The organism is Gordonia sp. B8661-1, assembly GCF_059427765.1.
The window spans coordinates 1-16,353 of the sequence record NZ_JCAHRL010000013.1 but is presented as its reverse complement, the minus strand read 5'-3'; the positions used below and the strand labels follow the sequence as shown (position 1 = coordinate 16,353).

The 16,353-nt window shown below is 64.7% G+C and carries 11 protein-coding genes; 8 read left to right on the top strand and 3 right to left on the bottom strand.

From position 1 onward, the window contains the following. Positions 1-683 precede the first annotated feature (683 nt). The 4 genes from AC4JJG_RS19960 to AC4JJG_RS19945 all read left to right on the top strand — a co-directional run bounded on the left by AC4JJG_RS19960 (position 684) and on the right by AC4JJG_RS19945 (position 7,028). Positions 684-2,465 carry a MarR family transcriptional regulator gene (locus AC4JJG_RS19960; protein ID WP_014928992.1) on the top strand — a complete coding sequence of 594 codons (1,782 nt, stop codon included), beginning with the start codon at positions 684-686 and terminating at the stop codon, positions 2,463-2,465. A gap of 1,827 nt (positions 2,466-4,292) precedes the next feature. Then, positions 4,293-5,495 (top strand): hypothetical protein, encoded by a 1,203-nt coding sequence (locus AC4JJG_RS19955; protein ID WP_495405805.1) that lies wholly within the window; start codon positions 4,293-4,295, stop codon positions 5,493-5,495. A 285-nt stretch (positions 5,496-5,780) separates the two neighbouring features. Then, the gene (locus tag AC4JJG_RS19950; protein WP_144066074.1) at positions 5,781-6,314 is read left to right on the top strand and encodes a hypothetical protein; all 534 of its coding nucleotides are present in this window, start codon (positions 5,781-5,783) and stop codon (positions 6,312-6,314) included. Between the two features lie 441 nt (positions 6,315-6,755). After that, positions 6,756-7,028, top strand: a complete 273-nt coding sequence (locus tag AC4JJG_RS19945) for a hypothetical protein (protein WP_495405804.1) — start codon at positions 6,756-6,758, stop codon at positions 7,026-7,028. Between the two features lie 90 nt (positions 7,029-7,118). Here AC4JJG_RS19945 and AC4JJG_RS19940 read toward each other — a convergent pair whose 3' ends face one another. Together AC4JJG_RS19940 and AC4JJG_RS19935 are read right to left on the bottom strand one after the other, a co-directional pair. Then, positions 7,119-8,330, bottom strand: a complete 1,212-nt coding sequence (locus AC4JJG_RS19940) for a DUF7373 family lipoprotein (protein ID WP_014928988.1) — start codon at positions 8,328-8,330, stop codon at positions 7,119-7,121. Positions 8,331-8,348: 18 nt separating this feature from the next. After that, positions 8,349-9,935 carry a DUF7373 family lipoprotein gene (locus tag AC4JJG_RS19935; RefSeq protein ID WP_144066073.1) on the bottom strand — a complete coding sequence of 529 codons (1,587 nt, stop codon included), beginning with the start codon at positions 9,933-9,935 and terminating at the stop codon, positions 8,349-8,351. Positions 9,936-9,980: 45 nt separating this feature from the next. Here AC4JJG_RS19935 and AC4JJG_RS19930 point away from each other — a divergent pair, with 45 nt between their 5' ends. The 4 genes from AC4JJG_RS19930 to AC4JJG_RS19915 are packed head-to-tail and all read left to right on the top strand — an operon-like array spanning position 9,981 to position 15,445. Further along, positions 9,981-11,807: a dynamin family protein gene (locus AC4JJG_RS19930; RefSeq protein WP_014928986.1), complete on the top strand. Its 1,827-nt coding sequence runs from the start codon at positions 9,981-9,983 to the stop codon at positions 11,805-11,807. Further along, positions 11,804-13,228 (top strand): GTPase, encoded by a 1,425-nt coding sequence (locus AC4JJG_RS19925; RefSeq protein WP_014928985.1) that lies wholly within the window; start codon positions 11,804-11,806, stop codon positions 13,226-13,228. Before AC4JJG_RS19930 ends, AC4JJG_RS19925 begins: the two co-directional genes overlap by 4 nt. 31 nt (positions 13,229-13,259) lie before the next feature. Beyond that, on the top strand, positions 13,260-15,092 hold the full coding sequence (locus tag AC4JJG_RS19920; RefSeq protein WP_014928984.1) for an Hsp70 family protein: 1,833 nt from the start codon (positions 13,260-13,262) through the stop codon (positions 15,090-15,092). A 50-nt stretch (positions 15,093-15,142) separates the two neighbouring features. Further along, entirely contained in the window at positions 15,143-15,445 is a 303-nt protein-coding gene (locus tag AC4JJG_RS19915) for a hypothetical protein (RefSeq protein ID WP_044508785.1), read from the top strand. Positions 15,446-15,459: 14 nt separating this feature from the next. Here AC4JJG_RS19915 and AC4JJG_RS19910 read toward each other — a convergent pair whose 3' ends face one another. Further along, positions 15,460-16,092, bottom strand: coding sequence for a hypothetical protein (locus AC4JJG_RS19910; protein ID WP_495405803.1), 633 nt, complete (start codon positions 16,090-16,092; stop codon positions 15,460-15,462). Between the last annotated feature and the right edge of the window lie 261 nt (positions 16,093-16,353).

The following is a 16,353-nucleotide window of genomic DNA, read 5'->3' as shown; positions in this document are numbered from 1 at the left end:
TCGCGCGAAAATACAGCCGAACAACGCCCATGACCTGCGGAGATGAGAGAACCGCCCTACTTGATGTCCCCTGACCCGCCGTCCAGCACCAACATAAAATCGCGCGGAAATCGCGCTCATACAATTACACCGATGTGATTCGAGCCAGCAAGGGGGTGTGATGACTGCAGGACGCGCAGGTAGCGCCAGTCCTAGCGTGGCCACTGCACCGCGGCTCGATCGTCCCTGCGGGAGATCGTGCTCGAGCTTGCGCAGTTCTTCAGCCCAGCACCACGGTCGGTCCCTACTACCGACGACGGTCGATCAGCGCCGGTGCCGCGCCTTCGGCGCGAACCAGATCTTTCCTACCCTGCGCCAGCTTCGTGCTGCGCGCCTAGCATCGCCAACCCAGAAGGGAGCCTCCGAACCTTCCGAACGCTGACATCTGAATAACGCGCGAGGTCCAACACAAGGACCCCCCGATTACCAGTCGGAGGGTCCTTGATCTGAAGTTTCGAGACTGAGTTACCAGCTCGGTCTCACGGGCTCTCGCCCATCCCCGAAGGGACTGTCTTGCCGGACAGATCTCAGGGTAGCGTGCGCCCTCTCGGAGTGCCCGCAATCCCTGTGCTCCGCGTGTCGCACAACCACACGCGGGGAATCGACTGCATTCGTCCGCAGCACTCACCCACTAGTGGGTGGACATGCTGAGTGAATGGAGGCAGTGGTCGCCCCGCTCCACAGTGCGTGTCGACGCAACAAATGAACACAGATACCGATCAGCACCATGGCCAGAACGAATGCCACCGGTGCCTATCGCGACGTATCTAGCGGACCGCCATTCCCGGTACACGCTGCTCGCATTCGACCTGGATGCAGGACCGTACGGTCCCGAGGCCGTTGCTGTGGATGCCAACGTACTTACCGGCGTCCTAACCGACTTGGGTGTGAGCCACCTGCAAGTGCAGTCGGGGCCCTCAGGAGGGCGGCACATCTGGGTGCGCGTCATTGACCCAGGGATACCCGCGGAGAAAGTCGCCGACCTTGCTCGTAGGCTGCGCGCGCATCTTCCAACCCTCGACATCTCTCCGCTTACCAACCCCGTGTCGGGCGCAGTTCGGATCCCCGGGTCTGTGCACCGGTCGGGCGGAAACGCGAGCCCACTATTGACCGGACGGGAACTGGGCAACGCCGTCAGGGACATGCAGGCTCGGCCGGCGCCACCCGACCTAGCTGAGTGGCTGATAGCGAGGTTCCCAACAACCGCGCGGCAAAACTCCAGGCAGCGAACTACGACTATCGGCCTACGTCTGGTCGGGCAGGGGCCTGCCACACGGGTTGATCGCGCGCGAACCGAACTATCCTCAACTACGGCTGAGCGCCTAGTCAGGCGGCTCACAGCCGCCGACGATCGCTCGGCACACGCGTGGTCGATCATGCTCGGGATGGCCGCCAGCGGTTGGTGCTGGACTGATGTGCTTCAACATCTGCACAAGCCTGGACTAGTCCGCTTGCGCGAAGACCTCCGCCAGAACGAGGCGCACGCCCTCACGCAATGGCACAAAGCACTGCGCACTGCTGCCGAGACAGCGTGGCCACGAGCGCAAGGCGACCACACCGTCGACGACCCAGTCCGCACCCACATCGAGGCTGTCTTCGCTGCAGCGAACTCAGATCCCGCAACTTGGGCACGAAAGGGGTGGGCCAGTGCTGAACGGGTCCTGCACAGCCTCCTCGTTGTGTGCGCTGAGGCGCACACAACGACCGTGAACATCGACGTTCGCCGGCTAGCCGAAGCCGCTAACGTTCACGCTGCAACAGCATCGAGGGCACTTCACCGCCTCCAGGCAGAAGGCTGGATCAGACGAGTCGCTGAGGCGCAGGGGACAGAGTCGGCAACTTGGGAGCTCGCACATGTTCCGCATGACACAGCTGCAACACAAGGGGAAACACGCCCCCCGTTTGCCAGCTCCACCCTGCGACTCCACCATGCCCACCACGACATCTGGGTTTGGCGAGAAGGTTTAGGCGGAATCGCCGAGAGGATCCACGCAGCCTGGCAGGGTGGTCACGTATCCGTGATCGGTCTTGTGAGTGCCACGGGTTACTCCAGCCGGTGCGTCCGTGCGTGGCTTCGCTACTTCAGGGAGCTGAACCTACTGACTCCATCCAGAAATAGGTGGGACGAAGTAGCCGTCGCATTCGGATCTTACGGCGCAATGGTCCGACGGGCACAGAGCCATCTTGTCGATCGACTGGTTCGGGACTGGTGGGATGAAGAACTTCGCTGGCGAAAGCAAAGAGGGAAGCGAAGGTATCGGGGTCCGGGCAGAGTGGCAACGGATCCGCAAGCGATCGCACTGCCAATCGCAGCGCCCTCGCGGACACGGTATGGGCGGTTCCCGACGCGGCCCAACGGCAAGGTCGACTATCCGTCGGCTCGTTCGTTGGTGCGTAGTCACATGCAGACAAGTGAGGCTGCTTAGGTGTCACCGCGATCATCAGGACTGCGCGTGACAGTCCAACGTCACGCCACACCGAAGTTCCCGCGTGGTTCGAGGAGATAGTGCTGGGCTGGATTGAACGCCTGCTCACGCTGGCACCTCCGTTGGCGGGCCGTTGATGATCGGCCGGGTGTCGGGTGTCGGGCGTCGAAACTCGGGAACCTTTAGGTGACTACACAGCAACTGACGGGTGTAAGGGTCGCCGCAGCGGCGAACCTTACACCCGATCGGAGAACCACCTAAGGCAACAACCTCGACTGTCTGGACCGCCGGCGCTGTGCCCGCTGCGGGATTGGCCGGCCTCGGAGCGGCGTCGCGACCGCGGCGACGGGCCCATTCGTTCGTTTCGGACTTCGGAGTTCATCAGGTGCACGGCAGTGCCACCGAAAGCCAGGAGCCCTGCACCCTCGAAATCCCTACCGGTTTCCGAGGTCCGGTCAACAACGACGATGAGTTCACCCGTCGTGGTTACGGCGACCCGATCGGTGACGCCGGGCAGCCGAAGATCTTCCGCCCCTGACGGCAGGGTTAGTAGGTGCCCGGACCCGACTGCCGGGTCCGGAAACCGCTGTGTCTGCACCAAGAAGACGACGACCGGCGCGTGGCTGGACTCCGCCGGTCTGTGTGCTCGTTGGTCGGCGGTCGTCAGGATCGGCGCCGGATCTCTCGCGCCGGCTCAAGAAACTGTCAGTTTTCTCGGCAGTGATCTCGGTGCGGGTCACGACGTCGACGACCGCGTGGTCGGGGTCGTGGCCTGAAGCGCCGTCGGCTCCACCAACCGTGTCGCACCCCAAACCAGGCCGCGTCACCATGGGCGAGCTGACGCTGACCGGGCGGCCGTCCGGCATGCGATCGACGGATGATCTGGACGCAATCGCCGCGACCATACTGGCGATCTCGCAGCGACGCTGCTGGCACACCGGGTTCAATTTTCTGGCAAGACCACTCACCCGCTGGCTAGTAGCTGCCTACCAGCAGTGACCGCACCCATCGAAGTGGTCCAATCCGAGCTTTTGCAGTGCCCAATGTCTCGGACAGGCCCCGGCCCTGGTGTGAGCTATGACACAATAGTGGTCGTCGGTCGGGGAGTAACACCTACCGAAAAGGGGGCGGCATCTAGATCTACCTAGCCCATCTATCCGCACATTACGCGGCCTATTTGCAGTAGACGAACCGCGCGCCTTGCTCATCCTGGCCGAGGGGAGAAGAGACGTTCGATAGTCGTCGGTTGACTTCTACGGAACTCGAGGCGCTAGTTTCTCGAGGGCCGACGTCGTCAAGTCTTCGACCGAACAGATCGACTGACAAAGGGGCCAGGAGTAGATCGCCGCTCCTGAGGGGTGGGGTGTTCTGCTTTCCGACCACCGTGCGACTCATGAGCGTGTAGCGAAGTGCTCATGCATCGTCATCTTGGAGCGGGGTTCACGGGTCACTCACATAAGGCCCTGTGTGGCCCTTGTATTCGGTGTCCAAAGGGAGTTAAAAGTGCTCCGAGAGCGCTCACAGTTGGCGGGGCGAGTAATTCGGCCGGGTTCGTCTCGTCGATCATCAGGAAGCGGCAACCCTACGGCACAACGATCGCTCCGATCCGCGCTTCCGGTTCGGTTGCTCATCGTCGTAGCGGTGGTCTCCGCGGGTGCCTGCAGTTCGACTCAGGTGGCCGAACCACAAACAGCGGGGCCTAGGACTGCCGCTGCCGAGTCTACAATTACTACGCTGAAACCAACTAAAGAGACCAAGTTCCCATTACCGCAAGGTAGCAATCTGTACTTCAGTGGAACCGCTGTATACAGTGGATGCGTCCCTGAAATGGAAGAACCCGATCCGCGAAATAGCAATCGTGAGTTTTTTGACATCTCAAAGGGGCGGAATGTTGACATGCCAAACCCCACGCCCAAGTCGGGCGATACGATCATAGAGCAGGCCTGTGTTGTCACAGAAGACTCCAGCGGGAAACCGCTAGCCATATATCTCACCAAGACGAGAACGCCGTCTCATGGTCTCGAACCAGAAGTGATCCGCACAGAATTGTCGTCATACGATATCGTGCGCGCCGAATTGAGAGATTCTAGAGAATTCGAATGGCCGGTTGGGGATAGTGTCAATTGGTCATTGCATCCCGCCTCTGGGGGGGCGTTTTCTCTCATTACTGCCAATCCTGCTGGCTTTTCACTCGATCATGTGGCCTTTTTTGACGCGTCTACTCTTTCTCTGAAAAGTCAGACTCGGCCAGATGACAAACCGTACGATGGCGTTGATACAGGACCGCAGGGTGTGAACTACGGCGGGTATAGTCTCACGACGTCCAGGCAGGTCGGTGTGGGATACGTCAAAGACATGCACTTCTATGACAGCGACGGTGCGGAAGTTGGGGAGTTCCGGAATGTCGGACCCTACATGGTTACGCAGTTTGGAATCTTGATGGAGCACCGCCCGCGGACAGATGCGATTCCCGAGGAACGTAGGCCGGGCGTTTTCTATTTCGATTTTCGCAACAAGACCTTGGTTGGACCGATTGCGCCGTACTCCGATTTCGGTGACAGTTCATTCAATACCTGGTCTCAAGCTTCCCGGTACACCTACGGTGATCTAATCTTGCTGCGGGGCACGAGCACTTCGGAAGGGCAATATGTCTCGATTGTCGACTTGGGGAGCGGGCAGGTCGTCTTCGACCTCGATCGCACTAAGGTTGCGGGTCTACGGTTAAAGGAAGCGTTCCTTGGCGATCGTTATCTGTATCTGACAAAGTCGGACCAAAGGTCTGTCGTCGATTATCAAACGAAAGAGGAGGTTGCTACGGACTGGGCATTGCGCCCAGTTTTCAAACTCGCTGAGGGTTGGGCGCTCCTCAGGGTAGGTCATGAATCCGAAAATCACTCGCTCATGGCGAGTGGCATCTGCATCAACGTGTACTGGACAACGTGCACTCGTGGACAAAGTGTGCACCCAATAGCTAATGAGTACATCGCTGCTGGTGTCGGTGGGGGTGCATATACGGGGCCCTGGTATTGACTGACAGGTATACAAGACCGCCGTGACTGCGGATTCGGGCGGTTAGAAACGGGGTGGGGTATGGGGTATTGGAGAGGCTTTAGGACTCCGTGGTTCGGGCTGCTTCTTGCGATATTGGCGGTAATCTGGATTGCGGGTTGTTCTTCTAGCTCGGACTCAAGTGAGGCCGTCGATGTCGTACTTGGAGATTCATTCGAAGACTGTGTTGATGCTCGGGGAGTAAACTCAACACCGGAGGAAATAGCCGAGGCGGCACTCAACGCGCCGATCTTTGATCTCGCTTCGATGCGGCAGCAGCGGGTGTCCGACCAGATTGTCGGCGATGGTCAGTACGCTGTTGTGCTGGATCAGGTAGTTCAGCAAGTCTTTCGTGATGTTCCATCAGGAGGCGACGCAGCTTTTGCCCGCGCGTTTTGTCAGATGAGGGGATGGGCACCCGACCTGATTAACGGCAGCTTCCTGACGCTATCCACAGGGTTTGGAGTTCCTGGCAGCGAAGTCTTTGGACGAACCCCTCACCTACTTCGTGGAATCGGTCGCCACGAATGTAGTGCTGCAGAGCAGGGCGGGGCGGATTGGATCGAAGCGCAGGCTACTCTTGACGCCGAAGTGTTCGAAGCTCGCGCCGACCCCGCGCAGTATAAGCAGTCTTTGCTTGCCCAAATCGACGATTCGCCTGGACTGAGGCGAGAGTTAGCTGCGGCGAAGCGCGAGAAGATCCTCGCTGCTTCACCCGAAAGCCTTGTGGATCGTTTGCAAATGACGTCCAGCGTGGGCCGCCTTGCAATCGATTATCAGTGCCCACACCTGCAACAGTGACTAGTCCGGGCAAACTGCGGCAGGGCTCCGATCCAAGAAGTGGCCGCGTCGCCATCTAAATCGTGCCACCCAGGTCCCGACCCCAACTATCGCCATTCGGGTGATATGTCGTGCTCATCCCGACCAGCTCGCCTACAGGGTCAAGGTCAAGTCTGACGTGTCGGAATGAAAGCAAAGCCTCATGGAACCAGCGGCCGCGACCGGCAATGCACAGCACGCCAGATATGGATAGGTCGTGGAAGCAGTGGGGGATCGCTCGCGCGACGTCCGCCCCCGAGCCGCGACCTCAATAATCGACGACGGGCCGTCGCGCGATAGGTCGGCGTTAGTCCGCGAACTCGAAGATGTGCCTGGGAACCTTTCTGTGGTGCGGTAGCAACAGATGGGGTGCAAGGGTCGCAACAGCGGCCGCCCCATTCCTTCGAACGGAGAACAACTCTCATGGCAATAACTTCGACTCGTCTGCTCGCCGGCGCTGTGCTCGCTGCGGGGCTGGCCGGCCTTGGAGCGGGTGTCGCGACCGCGGCGACGGGCCCGTTCGTTTCGGACTTCGGAATCCACCAAGTGCATGGGGGTGCCACCGAAAGTCAGGAGCCCTTCACCTTCACATTCGGTGCGGAGTACGGCGATCCAGTTGGCAACGACGACTTCACCCGTCGTGGCTACGGTGATCCGATCGGTGACGCTGGGCAGCTGAAGGTTTTCCGCCCCTGACATCCGGGGTGAGTTCGGTGCCCGGACCCGCAGTGGCGGGTCCGGGCACCTCTGTCTGCGGGGAGATGACGACGTGCGCGATGTCGTCGGTCAGTGTGCTCGTTGGTCGGCGGTCGTCAGGATCAGGTATTGGGCCGAGGCTTGTTGGTGAGCATCGGTTTTGGTGTTGCCGATGACCTGGGCGCCGTATCGCCCGACCGTCAGTGCGCAGCTGTGTGCTTGGCTTGTCGGGTGCTTTTGGCAGGTGGCGGTGGGCAAGCCTGGTGGGCTGTCGGCGCCGGTCCAGCCGCGGGTGCGGTTGGACCCGAGGAAGCTGTCGAGATAGGTGCGCGCGCCTTCGGCGGTGTCCGCGCGGAAGACCGCCGAGTTCTCCACTGCGTTGGCATCCGAGCCAATCCTGGTCAGCACCTGGAAGTCGGTGACGGGGTCGGTGCTGGTGTGGGCGATGCCGCGGGGCCCGTACACCGCTCCGCGGTCAGGGGAGTCGGGGTTCGCCCGGAGGTAGGCCGCGGTGAACGGCAGCGCGTAGATGAGGATGGCGTCGGGGTCGATCAGCGGAGTTTCACCGTCGGGGGTGGGCGTGAACTCGTCGATGAAAATCTTCTGCTGAGTGATCGCGTTGGCCATACGCACCAACGACTCTCCGCTGCGGAACTGCGTCGTGGGGCCGTAGTACCGATCGAAGAACACATACGAGTCGTGAGCGGTGACAGCCAGGATCGCTGTGGACGCACCGAAATCTTGGATGACAGTTCGAGTGTCCGGCGCCCCGTCGAGCGGCACGATGGGCTTGTTGTCGATTTCGGCGACCGCGGCACTCATTTGCTCAGCGGCGGCCGAGGCGTCGGCAGGGCTGCGATACTTCAGGACCGCATGCCGCAGCAGGTGACGAGCAGCCCCGACGTTGGCATCCCCGTTGTCGGCGGTGGTGACAAATCCGGTGACGAACTCCGCGTTGGCCGGAATGTCGGCCGCGCCCGGGACGACCGCGCGACCGATCCCGGCAGCGTCGTCGAGCTCGCCGACAGGCCATTGCCCATGTGTGAGATCGGGATTGACCTCGAACGGCGCCAGCACGAACTGCGCCATCCGGGTCGCCTCGACCCGCTCGGGGTCGGTGACCGCGCGCCCGAACGGGGCTCGCGCCCGGGTGGGGTAGTCGCCGGTGTCGAGGGCATCAACCTGCACGGCAGGGTCGGTGAATGTTGCCGAGCTGGGCTGACCGTCGACAGTGCAGCCGGCCAGCACTGCGGTCACCGCCGCGGCCGCGGCGATGGAGCGACCGAGGTAGCTGCGCGTCATCGTCGCCTTTCGTCCCGTCTACTTGGCGTTCTGGTCGGCCTTGGTGAGGATCAGATATTGAGCCGCGGCTTGCTGGTAGACGTCAGTCTTATTGGGCGACTGCACTTCTCCGACGTAGCGGCCGACCTGCACCTTGCAGTGATAGATCGTGTACTTGCCGTCGGCGCTGGATTGGGCAGAGCAGTTGGCGGCCGGCAGCCCGGGCGGTGCGTCGATCTTCTGATCGTCGGCTTCGCTCGTAGCGGCCAGCGTGGCGGCCTGCTCCTCGGTGTCGGCGCGGTAGACGATGGAACGCTCGATCGCGTTCGCGGTAGATCCGGCCGCACGAAGGTCGTTGAAGATGCCGGCCGGGTCGCTGGAGAAATGCGACAAGCCGCGCGGCCCGTACACCGCGCGCATGCTCTGCTGCGGCCGGCCGGTGATGCCGTTTTCCATCTCGGTGTCGGTGTAGGGCAGGGCGTAGATGAGGATGCTGTTCTCATCCATCTTCGGCGGCTGAAAACCTTCGCCGTTGCCGCGGGCGGCGTTCTCCGCAGCCGTGGGGGTGCGTGGGAATTGGTCGATCAACGCCGACTGTAACGTGATTGCTTTGCGGGCCATCGGCTCGAGCTGGTCGGAGTGGGCCGCCAGGGAGGAGGCGAACTCGTAGATTACGTACACCCCGTGCGGGGTGTAGGTCGTGAAGTAGCTCTTGTCGTTGCGGGTGGTCTCGAGGGCCCAGGCGCCCTCCACCCCCGGCAGGCTGGTGACCGGGCTGTTCTGCTGGCGGGCGCTGACCTGGGCGAGTTGCTGTGCGGCGGCGCGGGCATCAGCGGCGGTTTCGTAGCGCAGCACCATGTTGTGCAGGCCACGCGGGTTGTCCCGTTCGGTCGGCGCGGTGGTGAACAGTGACGAGAAACCGCCAAGCAGTGCGTCGTTGGCCGGGATCGTCGCCGCGTCGGCGTTGATGTGTGGCACCAGGTTGCGGCGGCTGGTGATCGGTGCGTTTGATTTGTCCGGGGCGGTCAGGTCCGGGTCGACCTCGAAGGGCACCACGATGAACTGCGCCATCCGCTGGCTTTCGACCTGCACCAGTTGCGAGTCGTCGGCAACACCGAACGGTGGGCGAGGTTCGGTGGGGTAGGCGCCCGGATCAAGCGCGGTCAGATCGACCGTCGGCTCGGCGCTACCGGGCGTCGAGGATTCGGGGGCGGGTTCGCCGCCGGTGGAGCATGCGGCCAGCATGCCCGCGGTGACCGCGGCTGCGGCCGCGAGTGGGTACCAACGCTTCATCAGGGTCTCGTTTCTCTCCTGCAGCCCCTGCCGCGGAGGACCAACGACCTCACCCGGGCCAGCGCCGCACACACTGGTGTTGCTCAGTGAGTTGCTGCGCGAACCCCGAACGGTTCCCCCGAAACCCGGATCTGCACGATCCTCTTGTTCGGCTGCAGAATAGTGCGCCCACCCTCGCGCCCACACAGTCGGGTCTGCCATCGCGGGCGAACGGTCCGCTGAGGTAGCCGCGGCGAATGAGTCCGGGCCGGGGTCCCGCACGATCATCTGGGCCTGCACCGCCGGCGCCTGACGCCCACCGTTTTGCGTTTGCCCTGCCGCTTCGACCAGCATGCTTTCCATGACCGGTCGGGGGAACGGCGGCACTGCTACGAGACGATGGTCGGCGTGAACGCGCCCGCAGCACCCCAGACAGGGGTCGATGCGGCCGCGGCGGCGGTCGTGGCTGAGGCGGGAAAGGTGCTGCGCGCCTACAAACACGACGCCGTCGCCGACCTCGCCGAGACGAAACTGCATCGGGCGCCGCAGCGCACCGTGGTGGTGGCCGGCGAGGTGCAGCGCGGCAAAAGTTCGCTGGTCAACGCCCTGGTCGGCTACCGCGACCTGTGCCCGGTGGGGGTTGATGTCACCTCCTCGGTTGCGGTGTCGGTCACCACCACCGGTGATCTACCCGCCGCCCACGCCGCCGAGTTGTTCTTTCCCTCCGGCCCGCGGCCGGCTGAGATCGGCGAGCTGGCCGACTGGGTGACCACTGGCGGGCGGATGGTGTGTGATCGCAGCGTTGAGGAGCTGCCCACTGCGGCGGCGATCGCGCTGCGTGAGGCGGCGGTGGGCGATATGACCCTCATCGACACCCCCGGTGTCGGCGGTCTGGACCCCGGTTTGGCGAAACTGGCGTCGCAGTCCACGCAGCAGGCGTGCGTGCTGGTGCTGGTCTGTGATGCTTCTGCCCCGATCACGGCCCCGGAGATGGCCTTCGTCCGCGAGGCCAGCGCTGGTGTCGATGCCGTTGTTGTGGCCGTGACGAAAACCGACAAACACCTGGGACGCTGGCGGGCGATCGTCGCCGAGAACCAGCGCCTGATCGCCGAGCACCTGGGGCGTACGGTGCCGGTGATCGGGGTGTCGAGCCTCCTCGCCGTCCTGGCCGCCGAGACCCCCGACCCGCAGGCGCGTCACCGCCTCGAGGCCGACGCCGGGATCGCCGCCCTGCGCGCGGCGATCACCGACCGACTTGACGCCGCCGCGGCGGCCCCGCACCTGGATGCGGTCCGCACCTGTCTGGACGGGCTGCGCACCGTGCGCACGACCATCGCCGACGAGCTCGCCGCGCTGGCTGCTGGAGCGAAAGCGTTGCCGGATCTGACCGCCGAACGCGACCGGCTCACCGACCTGCAGGCCCAGTCACGCCAATGGGAGCAATACCTCGCCCGGGACTTGACCTTGTTGCGGCAATCGGCGGTCGATGACCTCGAACGCCGCCTCGATGGGGTGCGCGAGAAGTGGACCACCTACATCAACAGCAACGGCATGGCCGTGTTGCGGCGCAGCGAACAGAAGTTCACCGCCGACATGCAGGTCGATCTGCAGATGGCGATGGCCGAAACCCTCGCCGGGTTCCTGCAGGAGCTGCACGACACGATCATCACCCCACGCTTCGCCGACGACCCCGCGGTGTGGGAACAGATCAGCGACCGCATCGTCGCCTCGATGCAGGACAAGAAGATCGAAACCCACCAGGTCACCAGCAAACGCCAAGGGCTGCTCGACCCGACGTTGCTGACCATGGGTGTGGTCGGGTCCTCCACCCTCGGTGGCCTTGTCGGGCTGTCGGCGCTGATGGGTGTCGGCGCCGTCATCGGCGCGGTGTGGGTCGGAGTGAACTTGAGCTTCCGGGCGATCCGCGCCGGCAAAACCAACCTGCTGGCCTGGCTGCGAGAAACGTTGGCCGCCACCAAGACCGCCACCGGCCGACTCCTCGACAGCGCCGTCGCCCAAGCCCGCCCCGACATCGTCATCCGCTACCGAGATCACCTGCGCGCCAGCATCGACCAGCTTCAAACCACCATCACCCACGTCCAGGAGGCCGCGGCCGCCGACGCCGCCACCCGCGAAAAGTCCACCCAACGCCTCACCTCGAACCTGGCCATCGTCGACAAACGCATCACCGCCGCCCAAGCACTGCTCGACGGAGACCCGACATGAGTAGCGCGACACCAGATTCGGTGCACACCACGCTCGACCGCGGGCTGCACCAGCTGGCCGCGCTCGGTGGGGACTGCATCGATCACGCCAATGCGATCGGCACCATCTTGTGGTCACCGCCGCGCGTCGTGGTGGTCGGCCGACTCAAAGCGGGCAAATCCACGCTGGTTAATGCGCTGATCGGCGCCCCGGTCGCCGAGACCGCCGCCCTGGAGGCCACCAACGTCGTCACCGTCTACCGCGACGGGTCCCCGTCCCGGGCTGAGGTCCTCGCCCTCGACAGCACCCGCCACCGCGCCGCGCTGCGCCCGGGCGCAGGGATCGAGTTACCGATCCCGTCAGCCGAGGTCGCCTACGTCGACCGGTGGCTGCCCTCAGCGGCGCTGCGCGAACTCACCCTCATCGACACCCCCGGCCTGTCGACGCTGACCGCCGCCAACGACGCCGCCACCCGCCGAGTGATGATCGACGGCTTCGAACAAACCCGCACCGCCTCCATCGATGCCGATGCCGCGGTATTCCTCTTCGACGCCGCACCCCGCGTCGATGAGATCGAGTTCCTGCACCGGCTGCCGTTCACCCCGTTGACCATGCTCGGGGTGCTCTCGCGCGCCGACTCCTTCGGCGAAGGCGCCTTCGGCCGCCGCGACCCACTCACCCACGCCGCCGCCCACGCCGCCACCATGGCCGGCCCGCTGGCCGGGATCGTCCACGCGATCGTCCCGGTGTCCGGGCTGATGGCGCAAACCAGCCACACCGGCATGCTGACCGAACGCCACGCCGCGCTGCTCGCCCAGCTCCGCGACATCGCGCCGCTAGAAGTGCTGCGGATCTTCGACTCCGAAGACCCCACCAGCGGGGGAGTACCGCCGGCCGAACGGCGTGAACTCCTCGCCCTGCTCGGCGAGTACGGCGTACTCAACGGCCGCCGTATCGCCGCCGACGGAGCCGCAGCGCTCAACACTTGGCTGGCCGAACGATCCGGGATCGCCGCCCTGCGCCACGCCCTGACCGCGGCCACCGGCCGGTTCGCCATGCTGCACCGCGCCCACCGCATCCTGGCCCGCCTCGATCAACTGGCCTTCACCCATCCCGCCCGCGACCACATCCGCACCCTGACCGCCGGATTGCGCGCCGACCCGGCCCTGGCCGCGGTGACCGTGCTCGAGGACTACCAACGCATGCTCGACGTCGACCCCGACGCCGCGGTCACCGACGAACTGCGCACCATCCTCACCGCCACCACCCCCGCCGGCCGCGTCGGCCTCGACGGCCACTCACCACCGGCCGCCGTCACCGCCGAAGCCCACCGCCGCCTGGCCGCCGCCCAGCAACGCACCCTGGCCACCCGGTCGGCGGCCGAGGACGCCGCCCTGGTCACCCTCATCCGCACCTACACCGCTCTGGCCGCCGGCCACTGACACCCCCTCCCGCACAGGACGATCCGACACCATGACATCTGCCACCCAGACATCTGCCACCCATGCCTGGTCTCTGGCCATCGACTTCGGCACCTCAAACTCGGCGGCCGCGCATTCGGGCGCCACCAGCCGCAGCATCGAAGCGCTCTCGCTGACCCACACCAGCAACCTGATGCCCTCGGCGGTGTTCGTCGACACCGCAGGCACCGTCCTCGTCGGGGGTGCCGCCCTCAACTCCGCCGCACAGAACCCGGCCGGGTTCATCGCCTCACCCAAACGCCTCATCGGCGCGCAACCGGCCGTCGCAGCCAACGGGCACACCCTGCCGATCTATGCCCTCGTCGCCGCCGTGATGCGTACCATCATCGGCCGCGGGGTCGCCGCACACGCCGGCACCATGCCCGACCGGGTCGTGCTCACCCACCCCGAAGCGTGGGCGCCCCAACAGATTCAGGTTCTCACCGACGCCGCAAGGGCCGCCGGCATCCCGGCCGAGCGGATCACCACGATCTCCGAACCCCGCGCCGCGGCCGGGCACTACTCCCGCTCCCACGCCCTGCAACACGGCACCAGGATTGCGGTGTTCGACTTCGGCGGCGGCACCCTCGACATCGCCGTCCTCGAGGTCACCCCCACCAACACCTTCCAGGTCATCGCCGCCCGCGGCGACAACGGACTGGGCGGCAAGAACTTCGACGCCCTGCTGCAACGCTGGGTCGAGGATCGCCTCGCCGACCGCGACCCCGACCACGCCGCCTGGCTGCGCCGCGCCGCCCCCATCGACGCCATCCAGTCCTTGCAGGACTCCATCCAGCAGGCCAAAGAGCTGCTGTCCGAAACGCCGTCGGCCACCATCACCGTGCCCGGCCCGAATGAACGCACCACCCTGCAGATCACCCGCGACGAGTTCGACGAACTCATCACCCCCGCCGTCGACGCCGCCGTCCACCTCACCCGAACCACCCTCGCCGACGCCGGCCTCACCCACCCCGACCAACTCACCGCCCTCTACCTCACCGGCGGGTCCTCCCGCATCCCCCTCATCCAGCAACGCCTCGGCGAACTCGGCCCCGTCGCCACCCTCGACGACCCCAAAACCGTTGTCGCCCAAGGTGCACTGCTCACCGTGCTGGCGGACTCGGCGCCCACCCAGCCCCGCGGCATCCCCGAAGCCGCCGACCTCATGCCGACCTGGCACACCCAACCCCGCACCTTGGGCTCACCAGCCCAGCCCGCCTCGACGCGGCGACGCTGGTTGCGCATCGGCGCCGCGGCGGTCGCCGTCACCGCCGCCGCCGCGATCGTGACCACCATCGTCACCACCGCCAGCGGCAGCGACGACGACCCCACCGATGCATCCCAGGCCACCCAAACCCTAGGCGCCGACACCACCCCCGCCGGCCCCACCGGCGAAGACGGCGGGCCGATCCTCACCGACCCCGACCAAATCCGCCAGCAACTCCCCGGCGCCCTGCAATCCCAGATCACCGACTGCACCAACGGCAGCTTCACCGACAACGGCGCCCTCACACTGGACTGCACCCTCAACGAGGCCGGCACCCTGAGTGGCCTCAAAATCGAGGGCGGCCTATCGGACTCACTGCGGATCGACATCAACGTCGACGACAACGAAGCCACCCGCGAGATCCGCAACCTGCGTAACGGGGTCTACAGTGCCGGCAAGGGCACCGTCGTCGAAGACACCAACCGCCAGGCCGCCGCCGAGATCACCCCGAGTCTCAGCGACAACGAATACACCATCTGGTACGCCAACACCGGTACCGGGCTGGTCCTCAGGGTCACCGAACTGTCGTCGGTAGAGAATGCCCGCACCTTCCTCACCCGCTCCGGCCTCATCAACTGAGTGCGTAGAGGTGTCGACGTGATCGGGCAACCCCACCGTGAAGGACTGGCATGACGAAGTCGCTCGAGCGCGCGATCGCCCGTGCGGTCGCCACTCGGATCGCCCAGCTCGATGACGGGCCGCGCTACGCCGTCTACACGACCGCCGGACTGGTTCTCGCCGCCTGCGCGCTCCTGCTTCCCGACTACCTCATCGTGGTCGTATTCCCGCTGGGGCTCGTCGCTTTCGGCATCCTCGTGGCCGCTATCGCTGGTGCTAAACCAGCAGAGAAGATCGCGCTCTGGGCGGGGCTGACCTTCGGCCTGGCGGCCGATTGCATCTGGGTAGGCCTGGTCTTCGACGGCATTCTGTGAATCTGGAACATCAGTTACCCACAGGCCCAGTCGAATACGTTCGATTCGAGGTCGTACTGAAGGGTGCCGGTGCCGATGTTCATCCCGGGAAGTTCGATCAGGTCGAGGTAGTACGGGGTGAGTCCGTCGGGAATCCACTGGGAGGGAAAGATTGTGCCGCCGAGGTGATTCCACCATTGGAGTTTGTTGGCCCAATCGTGGTGGTCGCCGTCGCCCCACGTGCTGAGGTACGGAGTGTCTGTGGTGGCGTCACGTTCGACGGGGGCGATGCCGGCGTTGGGGTCGTGGCGGCGCGGCGTGAGGCGCACGAGCAGCGGGGGGTCGTCGTGGTTCCACGCATGGCGGGGTAGTCCGTCGTGGTTGTGTTCTCCGGGACGTCGGCGGTCTGCCGGGGGTGAGCCGATCCGGGTGAGTTCCTCGGCGGTGAGCCAAATGGCTGCAAAGTAGAGATCAAGGATGTCGGTGAGGAGAATCTGTTGGGGGTGGGGGCGATGGTGGTGCAGGTCGATGACGAACGGATCGGCCGGATCCGGGTTGTCGGGTAGCGGCATGAAAGCCTCGCCTGCTCCCTGAAAAAGCGCGAACCCTGGGAGGTCCGGGCCGCGCCGACGGAAATGCTCGGGGAGCCACAGGGTGATGACGTGCATCATCGGCATCCCCGTCGTCGGATCGCGCGGCCACTGCTCCGGCGCGATCCCCGGACCGACCGGTCCGATCCGGCCCGCGGGGACCGAATGCTGGGCCGCCCAGCTGGCCGGATCAACCCGCGAGTCTTCGGACGTGTGGCTCGGGTCTTCCCACAACCGGCCGACCCTGTCTTCAAACACAATGTCGTAGACGGGGGGACTGGTGCACGGTTAGGTGACATCTGATCTGGCTTGCCCCGGGAGGGCGGCCTGGAAGGATGA

Coding starts and splice junctions, on each gene's coding strand:
- AC4JJG_RS19960 (WP_014928992.1), top strand. CDS start 684: ATGCTGAGTGAATGGAGGCAGTGGTCGCCCCGCTCCACAGTGCGTGTC.
- AC4JJG_RS19940 (WP_014928988.1), bottom strand. CDS start 8,330: ATGACGCGCAGCTACCTCGGTCGCTCCATCGCCGCGGCCGCGGCGGTG.
- AC4JJG_RS19925 (WP_014928985.1), top strand. CDS start 11,804: ATGAGTAGCGCGACACCAGATTCGGTGCACACCACGCTCGACCGCGGG.
- AC4JJG_RS19945 (WP_495405804.1), top strand. CDS start 6,756: ATGGCAATAACTTCGACTCGTCTGCTCGCCGGCGCTGTGCTCGCTGCG.
- AC4JJG_RS19930 (WP_014928986.1), top strand. CDS start 9,981: ATGGTCGGCGTGAACGCGCCCGCAGCACCCCAGACAGGGGTCGATGCG.
- AC4JJG_RS19935 (WP_144066073.1), bottom strand. CDS start 9,935: ATGCTGGTCGAAGCGGCAGGGCAAACGCAAAACGGTGGGCGTCAGGCG.
- AC4JJG_RS19915 (WP_044508785.1), top strand. CDS start 15,143: ATGACGAAGTCGCTCGAGCGCGCGATCGCCCGTGCGGTCGCCACTCGG.
- AC4JJG_RS19920 (WP_014928984.1), top strand. CDS start 13,260: ATGACATCTGCCACCCAGACATCTGCCACCCATGCCTGGTCTCTGGCC.
- AC4JJG_RS19950 (WP_144066074.1), top strand. CDS start 5,781: ATGCGGCAGCAGCGGGTGTCCGACCAGATTGTCGGCGATGGTCAGTAC.
- AC4JJG_RS19955 (WP_495405805.1), top strand. CDS start 4,293: ATGGAAGAACCCGATCCGCGAAATAGCAATCGTGAGTTTTTTGACATC.
- AC4JJG_RS19910 (WP_495405803.1), bottom strand. CDS start 16,092: ATGCACGTCATCACCCTGTGGCTCCCCGAGCATTTCCGTCGGCGCGGC.